Annotated in this window: 1 protein-coding gene; it reads right to left on the bottom strand. The window is 64.7% G+C overall.

Annotation, left to right across the window (positions count from 1 at the left end):
- Positions 1-284: 284 nt before the first annotated feature.
- On the bottom strand, positions 285-6,202 hold a 5,918-nt coding region (locus AB4Y73_RS20225), incomplete at its 5' end, for an Ig-like domain-containing protein (RefSeq protein ID WP_441874450.1).

Below are 6,202 nucleotides of genomic sequence, written 5' to 3'. Positions count from 1 at the left end.
TGGTCTTAAACCCCGGATAAATGATCGCACCGGCAACCAACACCGCACCGACGGCAACAAAAGCCGACCCGCTGACCACCCTGTTGCGGCGTCCCCTAAGCCCAAGCTTCCCCAGCAGACTTGTCACAGCTCTTCTAATCCCCCGAAATGTGTGGCGGCCCCCCGGCCGAACCGTCCAAAGACCCGGTACAGGGCTCTCTGTTCCCGCGTTAGCCTACCGAAGCAGGCCGGGTGTCGCGATGGGCAGCTCTCCCCCACGGCTGGGTCTGCGGCGTTGTCCGTCATCAGCATTGCGGGATGCCATGGCTCTCGGGCTCACCCAGGGTGGTGTTGCCCACCTGGACGGTGCGGCCCACAAAACGGCCATCAGGATGGGAATTGATGCGGTACCACTTGTACGTGCCGCGGGCGTCCGGGACTGTTCGCCACATGTAGCAGTTGACGGTGAAGGACGGACCGGAGCCGTAGATCCAGGGGTAGTCGCGGGTGACACCATCACAGGTATGTTCCGCGCCCGTCGGCGACCGCCACGAGGTTTGGCCTGAGGCAGGCGCATCGGTACATGTGCGGAAGCCGACGATCGAGTTGTCCCAGTTTGTCTTGGCCGGCCCGGACCTGGCCGTCGCGGTGGCAACTGCTCCGGCAGTCCCCACGGAATTCACGGTTTGCACTTGGATGGAGTGCGGTTCGTCGAAGCCTCCGGTGTTCACCGTCCGGCTTCCCGACGCGGCGACCCGTTCCCAGCCGCGGCCGTCAATGTTGATCTGCGTATAGGCGACATCGTTCGTCGACGTTGACGGCGAGGTCCAGCTGAAGCTCAATGACTTCTGGTTCTGCCCGCCGTTCTGGCCCGATGCCGACGGTGTACCCGGCGATCCGTAAGGGGTGACGTTGGCCGGGGCACTGGCGTTTGAACTTGGTGCCACGCTGGAGTTGGCCACCACGGTGATGGAGGTGGCCGTACCGTTGGTGAAGCCGCTCACAGTCTGCCCTGGCCTAATGGGGCCGCTCTGGCCGGTGCTGGCGTTGTAGCTGTAGCTGACCTCGCCATACGCCGAACCGTTGCGTTCGGCCGCTGTCAGCTCCTTGAAATTGATGGTCACCTGGCGCCCTGCTCCTCCGGTGTCGGCGGCGGTGGCACTCACTCCTGAAACCTGGCCCAGCTTGCCGGTGGCTCGTCGGGGCGCCGACGCCGGGCTGACAGCCCCCTTGCCTGCCTTGTTTTCGGCCTGGACGGTGAAGGTGTAGCCGGCTTCGGAGTTGTTGGCTGTGAAGTTGGCTGTGCGAACCGTCCCCGCGATGGTCTGGGTCTGCGGGGCCCCGCCGCCGCCGCTCATGGTGACGTAGTAGTTCTTAATTGCGTCCCCGTTGGTATCGGGTTCGGTCCAGTTCACCCGCAGCTGGTTGGTGGTCCCCACCGAGGACGCAACGGCTGAGGTCGGCGCTGCCGGGGCAGCGGGCACGCCAGCCGGGTTGTCTTCGGAGGAGTAGATCCCCCAGTCGGAGGGCCCCGATTCGTTGACCGCCTGGGCACGCACCCTGTAGCGGACGCCGTTTGTCAGGCCGGGCCAAGTGTAGGTCAGGCCGGTCACGCCGTTCTTGACGGCGATGCCGCTGGCCGGTGGAGGCGAGATCTCCAGGTTGTAGCTCTTGACGGCCGAGCCCTCGGTCTTGGCCGGCGGCCAGTTGATGACCATGTTCTTGTCGCCGGCCTTCACGATCGGCGCCTCGGGCGGGGACGGCTTTTCGTCAGGGCGGATTTCATTGGACTGCAAGGAGGCCTGTGAGTCGCCCACCTCGTTGGTGGCAAGCACGGTGAAAACGTACTTCACATCATTGGTCAGCCCGCTCAGCGTGCAGGTGGTGGTGGCGCACTTTTGTTCGAAGCCGTTGTTGGACCGGACCGTGTACCCGGTGATCGTTGCACCGTTGTCCGAGGGCGGCGCCCACTTGAGCACTGCTGTCCGGCTGCGCACGTCAGTGGCGGTGGGAGCAGACGGAGCGTCCGGCTTATCCCGGACGGTGATCCTGACGCGGCCGTTCGCGTGGCGGGAGGGGTCATCTGTCTTGTCCGAGATGGTATAGCGGAGCACCATAACGCCCTTGAATCCTTCCGCGGGGGTCACCGTGAGGGAATCCCCGGCGATGCGAGGCTGCCCGGCGGCGGAGCCCGTTTCCACTGCGACCGAGACAATTTTCAACGGGGTGTCGTTGAACGGATTGAAGTCGTTGGCGAGGACGTTGATGGTTTCGGTCCGGCCGGCGTTGGCCTTGTCGATGACGTCGTCACTGGCTGTGGGAAGGGGCCTGTTGGAAGCCACAACCGTGGCCGTTACCGAAGCCTTGACCGGTTCCGAGCGGCCGTCGGTGACCTTCAGCTGGATGCTTCCCTTGCGGCCCGCGGACAGGCCTGCTGCGGCGCTGACCTTTAGCGTCTGCCCCTCGATGGTTGCGGTGAAGCCTTCCGGCATGGTCCCGTCAAACTCAAATTTGAGCTTGTCCTGGTCGCCCGCGTCCACGTCCTTGGCCAGGTTGCCCAGCTCCAGGCTGGCAGTTTCGGCCTTCGGCACGTCGAGGTCGGTTCCGCTGAACGTGGGCTCGTGGTTGGCGGCCGGGTCCGGGATGACGCGGGTGATGATGGTCAGGGTGGCTTTGAGGCCCTGCGGATCTTCGGGGCCGGACCCGTCGGTCACTTCGAACGTCAGGGAGCCCGGGCCCACATAGTCCCTGAGGGCCGCGTAGCGCAGGGCGTCGCCGCTTCCGGCTATGACGTTTTGGGCGTCAGCGCCCTGCACCCGGACCTTGTCCGCCTGGGTGATCCGTGGGGAGCGGCCTTCCCGGACCCTGACATACTCCCTGAGGTCGAGATTGATTTCCTTGCCGGCCATCACTTCCACAACGTCGGTGCGGGCCAGCGTGGGGTGCTGTTCACCCTGGCCAGGCACCCAGATGATGGCAGTGGCGCTCTGGCCGTCAACATCGGTGACGGTGTACGGGACCAACTGGTCCCCGGCTGCGAGGCTGACCACAACGTTGCCGTCGCCCGCGACCCTCGCGTTGGGGTTGCCGTCGGGCAAGCTGACTTTCAGGTCGGCAGCCACGCCGTCGGGGTCCGAATCGTTCTTCAGGACCGGCACATCAACGGCCGACTTGCCGAGCGTCTCAGCAGGAGTAATGACGTCGTCCTTCGCCTGCGGAGCCTTGAGGGGGGCGTCCGGACTGACCCTGACCCGGATCACTGCCCCGCCCTGGGCTTTCTTGTCGTCCTGGATCTTGTAGCTGACGTTCTCGTTGCCGGCGGTGCCGGGTGCCGTGAGCACTACCCTGCCCTCAGCGGTGTCGACGCCGAGTTCCGAAGGGGCTTCAAAGGCGTTGGAGACGAGTGCGATGGGGTCGCCGTCGGGGTCTGAATCGTTGCTGAGCGCATCGACGGCGATCCTGCGTCCGGGGCGGACGTCCACGGAATCGTCAACGGCGATGGGCTTCTGGTTGTTGGCTTCGGCCGGTGCGATGCCCACAATGACCGTGCCGGTGTTCTCAGCGCCGATCCGGTCCCGGACGCGGTAGGTGAAGGAGTCCGTACCGGCAGCCGTGCCCGTGGCGGTGAATTCCAGGTAGCCATCCTTGGCAACGGCCGTTCCCATGGCGGGGGCTTTGTCCACTCCGATCAACTGCACGGAGTCGCCGTCGGAGTCGATACCGTCCAACGGCACCGGGATCCGGACCATCATTCCGGACACCACACGGGCGGTGAGGTTCTTCGGCTCCGGACGGGTGTTACGTTCGTCGTCGCGGGCGCGGATGCGAATGGTCACCTGTTGCGAGTCCGCCTGGCCGGATTCGTTGGTGACTTTGTAAATTGCATACACCGTCTTGGGGACGTCTCCGGCGATGAAGCGCAAGGTGTCTCCGGCGTGGAACATCCGGCCGTCGGCGTCGTCGGGCTTCTGGGCCAAATCAGGGTCCAGCCTGAGCTTGCCGCCGTTGGGGTCGGTGTCGTTCGCGAGGACCGGGATGGTCACCACGTCGCCCGCCCGGACAGACACTTCGTCCGGTTTGGCCTGGGGAGCCTGGAGCTTGGCCGGGGCGGGCACCACCAGGACAGCGATGTCGCCGCTGGCCGAGGATTTGCCATTGGAAATCGTGTACTTGACGTTGAGCTGGCCCTGCGCCCGGATGTCGGTGATCCGGATGACGGCGTGGTCCAGCACTGAGAGGCTGACCGGCAACCCGTCAGCCGCTGTGACGGACTGCACTACCAGCACGCCGCCGGAGGGGTCCGAGTCGTTGCCGAGGACGTCCACGAGCACGGTTCCGCCGCTGGGCAGCAGCGCTATGTCCCGCACCGCTACGGGGGCGCCGTTCCCGTCCCCGGAAACCACGTCCACCCGGACCAGTTGCTGGGCGCTGGCCGGACCGTTGGTGACTAAGTACGACACATAATGGGAGCCCACGGATGCGGAGGTGAAAGTGAACGTCTGCTGGTCCGCCCCCATCGTGGCTGTGGAGTTGCCGTCCGGGGTGACCTGGGCCAGGCGCAGCGCACCGCCCTGCGGGTCCGAGTCGTTCTTCAGCGGTGCTATTACGGTGTCGACGCCTGCGACGGCCACCACGTGGTCCGCATTCGCGACCGGCGGCAGTGCACCGGGGGCGCGGACGTCCACGGTCACTTTGCCTTCGCCGGTCGATTCGCCGTCGGAGACCGTCAGGGTGATCACCTTGCGGCCTGGCTCCGTGCCGGCGTCTTGGAACGTGAGCAGTCCGTCGGGGCGGATTTTGACCTGATCGCGGGGATCGCTTCCGGTAGCGCTGACTACGTACAGATCATCGCCGTCGGGATCGATCCAGTCGGTGAGGATGTTTTGAGTGACACTCTTGCCGGCCTGTACCACCAGGGTGGTGTTGCGGTTCGGCTTCTGCCGCGGGGCGGAGTTCTCACCGGGCGGCACGATATTGAGCGTGACGTCGGCGGAAGCGCTGAGGCCCCGACCGTCGTCCACAGTGTATTTGAAGGTCTCGGAGCCGGTTTTATCGGCAGGGACGCTGACTTGGAACCCGGTGGAACCGTAGATCGGGGCAAGTATGCCGGACCTGATCGGATCGGGGGCACGGACGGTGAGGATGTCGCCGTCGGGGTCGGTGTCGTTGTCCAGGACGGGCAGGATCACAGTCCCGCCTGCACGCACCCCGAAGGTATCCGGTTTGGCCACCGGCGCGCTGTTTGGTTTGGTGCGGTCCGGCAGCACGGTCTGTTGGACTTCGTCGGCGGAATCCTTGTCCGCATCATCGGAGGTTTCCTTCGGCGGGATGACGTCTTCCCAGTTGTTCACCAGCTGCATGTTCTGGTTCACCAGCCACACATTGCCCGAGTTCACATCATTGAGGACTACCAGGTCCCGGTTCACCCGAAAAACATACGACGGCGACGCACTCGCCCTGGGCACGTCCACGTTCTTATCATCAGCATCATTGACGCAGTCACGCACATACTTATTCGCCCCGGACCACGCCGCATGCACACACCCACCCACTTGCACCGGCGCGGCAGGTACACCCTCACCGCCGAACATCACCGTTTTAGCTGTGGAACCGTCCAAGGGCTGCTTCAGCAACGCCTTCCGGGTCGAGATCGCCACAAAATCACCGGCCGGGCCACCCTGCTGCAGCTTAGCGTCCCGCGCATTATCCAACTGCAGACGCTTGCCACCGGGCAGGAAAAGGCTCCCCGCCGCAGCATCCAACACCACCGGCTTATCCCCCACCACCGTGATCTGCAGATCCCCCGCACCCTTAAGCTCACCCCAGGTGCTGGACTCGGTGGCGGTTGCCGCGCCGTCTGCGTTAGCGGTTGTGATGGTCACTGCGCCCGTTTTGGGATCTGCGCTATAGATCCGGTTGTCGGCGCCAACGGCCGAGACCGTGCCTTGCGATGCAGCCAGCACCGGTTCGGCGGATGCCTCATTGAACCCGTTGACGTTGGACGGCGAGAGGGCCCAGACCTTGCCCTTGGCGGCGTCGGTGACGGAAATGACGGAGGTCCCCAAGCTGACCTGCGCGGAGCCCGGCAGCTGCTTGTCCCCGCCCAGGCGCATGTTCGCAGGAGAAACCTGATTCAACGTCGAACCCGTCTCATCATCCACAAACACATCCCCGGCGTTCTGCAGAATGTCAAAGGTGGTACTCGCCGGCGTCACCGCACCAT

It is taken from the genome of Pseudarthrobacter sp. TAF60_1 (genome assembly GCF_052113505.1).
Classification (GTDB): Bacteria; Actinomycetota; Actinomycetes; order Actinomycetales; family Micrococcaceae; genus Arthrobacter.
This window is presented reverse-complemented; position numbering and strand designations above follow the sequence as displayed.